This window comes from Mangrovihabitans endophyticus (assembly GCF_014646155.1).
In the GTDB taxonomy this organism is placed as follows: Bacteria; Actinomycetota; Actinomycetes; order Mycobacteriales; family Micromonosporaceae; genus Actinoplanes; species Actinoplanes endophyticus.
Genome location: NZ_BMMX01000097.1, coordinates 1 through 3,015, shown reverse-complemented (window position 1 = coordinate 3,015; position 3,015 = coordinate 1). Strand labels below are relative to the sequence as shown.

General features: G+C 70.6%; 2 protein-coding genes. One reads left to right on the top strand and one right to left on the bottom strand.

The features are described 5' to 3' along the window. Positions 1-422 precede the first annotated feature (422 nt). Entirely contained in the window at positions 423-1,502 is a 1,080-nt protein-coding gene (locus tag IEY73_RS32455; protein ID WP_189083178.1) for a cellulose binding domain-containing protein, read from the bottom strand. Positions 1,503-1,740: 238 nt separating this feature from the next. Between IEY73_RS32455 and IEY73_RS32450 the strand changes: the two genes are divergently transcribed. Next, a complete protein-coding gene (locus tag IEY73_RS32450; RefSeq protein ID WP_189083177.1) occupies positions 1,741-2,760 on the top strand; it encodes a zinc-dependent alcohol dehydrogenase in 1,020 nt (339 codons plus the stop codon). Positions 2,761-3,015: the final 255 nt, after the last annotated feature.

Sequence of the window (3,015 nt, the reverse complement as noted above, 5' to 3'; positions counted from 1 at the left end):
ACCCGGCCGGGCCCGGCCGCCCGCGCCCCGCCGCCCGGCCCCGCCCGCCCGCCGCCCGCCCGACGCGTCGATCATGGAGTTTGAGTGCCTGGGTTGCGGGGCTGAGTCCGATATGTCGCAACGCAAAGTTCATGATCGGCGCGTTGCCTTGCCCGGCGGGCGTGCGTGACGGCCGGGCACCGGGCGGGGACGGCCGGGCAGCCGGCGGGGACGGCCGTGCGCTGCGGCCGGGGTGCCCGGCGGCGGGCTGTCGGGAGGGCGCTTGTTCTCAAGGTGCTGATCTTGAGTCTCGTGGACCGGAATAGGACCGTTACCGCTGTTGTGCGACGTCACGAGCTCAAGATCGACGCGCGGTGTTGCGGTGGCGCGGTGGGGGTGGGGCCCGGACACGGCGTTGTGTCCGGGCCGATCCGTGGTGCGGCTCAACTGGCGTTGATGCCGAAGCTGTTGCACGTGAAATTGGACTGGCCGGCCGTTCCGGTGATTTCAAAACCGAATTGGAGCTCGCCGACTGTCACGTCGCCCCACCAGCCGTTGGTGCGCAACCAGTTCATGATCGCGAGGATGTCGATCGTACCGGAACTGGTGTTGGTCCGGATGAAGGAATAGACGGCGTTGGCGCCGTTCGAGCCGCGATAGACGTTCCAGGTGTGGCCTCCGACGGAGAGGTTGGCGACGCTCGGCACCGCGCCGTTGGCGTCGTAGGACTCCGCGATGGGTCCGACCGCGCCGTGCTGGTTGGTCCAGAGCATCACTTCGTACGCGTGATTGTTCGCCCAGATGTCGTACGCGGTCGCGTAGTCGCCGTCGGCCGGCACCGAGACGTTGAACGTGCTGGTCACCGAGCCGAGGGAGCTGAGGGTCCGGTTGAGGGTCTTGCCGGTGTTCGGGTACGACTTGACCCCGCTGGTACGCGGATGGTTCGCGACCACACCCCAGTTTGTCCCGGTACGCGCCCAGATGGTCTGCGACCCGGCACCGGAGCCCCAGATGTTGTTGTAGAGGGTGTACCCGTTGTTGGTCCAGGAGTCCCACTGACCGGAGGCGACCCAGGCCGCGTCGGAGGGTACGCCCGAGGTCGGCGGCGTCGTGGGTGACGTCGTGGGTGGTGTGGTGGGTGGTGTGGTCGGTGTGGTGGCGCCGGTGCATGCGGTCCCGTTCAGGGTGAACGCGGTCGGTGCCGGGTTGGCGCTGCCGGTCCAGGTGCCGTTGAAGCCGAACGACACGGTGCCGTTGGTGGCCACCGAGCCGTTGTATCCAGCGTTGCGCGCGGTGACCTGTGATCCGCTCTGGGTGACGGTGGCGTTCCATGCCTGCGTCACCGTCTGGCCGGCCGGGAACGACCATCCGAGCGTCCACGAGCTGAGCGGGTCGCCCAGACTGCTCACCTGGTAGTCGACGCGGCAGCCGGCGGCGGCTGCCGCGGGGAGCGCGGTGAGGACGCCGGCCCCGGCGGTGATCGCGGCGGCCGTGAGGGCGAGCGCGAGAATGCGTCTGCGCATGTCCGTCCTTTCTGGAAAGGCTGTACACTGCGTTGTCGAAACGCTTCGACGGTGGCATCGGGCGTATCACAAACGTCAATGTCGGATGTGGCCGATGCTAGAATTCCGCGCTTTACCGTGGCAACCGCGCCGGGTGCGATTTCGATTTTTCGAATGCGCCGGATTTTGTGCATGAAGTCATCCGGGCCGGGGCGTTGGCAGACTGGAGTCTCGCGGACGCTACCGACGGGAGATCACCATGCCGACCCGCAACCTCGCCGCCAGGTTCCACGCCGCGCGCGACATCCGCGTGGCGCAGGAGGCGATGCCGGTCCCGGCCGAGGACGAAAGCCTCGTGCGGATCACCGCGGTCGGCCTGTGCGGGTCCGATCTGCACTGGTACGACGAGGGCGGCATCGGCGACACGCGGATCACCGCCCCGGTCGTCGGCGGCCACGAAATGGCCGGCGTGGTGCGCGGCGGCCCGCTCGACGGCGTACGCGTGGCGGTCGACCCGGCAATCCCCTGCCACCACTGCGACATGTGCGCGCGAGGGCACCCCAACCTGTGCCGCGACATCGTGTTCGCCGGGCATGCCGGGCGTGACGGCGGCCTGCAGCGCTACCTCGCGTGGCCCACCGCCCGGCTGCATCCGTTGCCGGAGGTGTTCAGCGACGCCGACGGGGCGATGCTGGAGCCGTTGGGCGTCGCCGTGCACGCCGCGGACCTGGGCCACATCCCGCTGAGCGGAACCGTGGCGGTGATCGGATGCGGACCCATCGGGCTGCTGCTGATCCAGGCGGCTCGCGCCGCCGGAGCGGTGCGGGTGCTGGCCGCCGATCCGCTGGCGCACCGCCGCCGCGCGGCGGCCGAGCGGGGCGCCGACACGGTGCTGGACCCGGCGGACGGGGACTACCCGAACCGGCTGTCCGGCTTCACCGCGGGCCGGGGCGTCGACGTGGCGTTCGAGATCGCGGGCACCGACCCGGCCATCACGGCGGCGATGGCCGTGGTGCGCCCCGGCGGACGGGTCGTGCTGGGCGGCATCCCGAGCACCGAGTCGTCGGCCTTCCCGGCGAGCGTGGCCCGCCGCAAGGGCCTGACCATCGCCATGGTGCGCCGCATGAAGGAGGTGTACCCGCGGGCGGCGGCGCTGGTGACGGCGGGGCTGGTGGACCTGCGTGGCCTGGTGTCGCACCGATTCCCGCTGACCGGGGCGGACGACGCGTTCCGCACGGCGGTGGCGCGCGAGGGACTCAAGGTGATCGTGGAGCCGTGACGGGCCGTGCCGCACCCCCCGCTCTCCCGACCTGCCCCTCCCGCCCTTCCCGGCCTCTCCCGCCCTTCCCGGCCGCGGCGTGGCCACGCGAGGCCGGCCCCGTGGATCTTGCTATCCCCGGCCGTGTCGGGGTGGCCGTGTCGGGGTGGCCGTGTCGGGGTGGCCGTGTCGTGGTGGCCGCGTCGACGCTTCTATAGGTGGGCCGGTTCCGGGAGGGATTGGTATCGGTAGGTTCGTCGTTGGTGATCTGCGAGT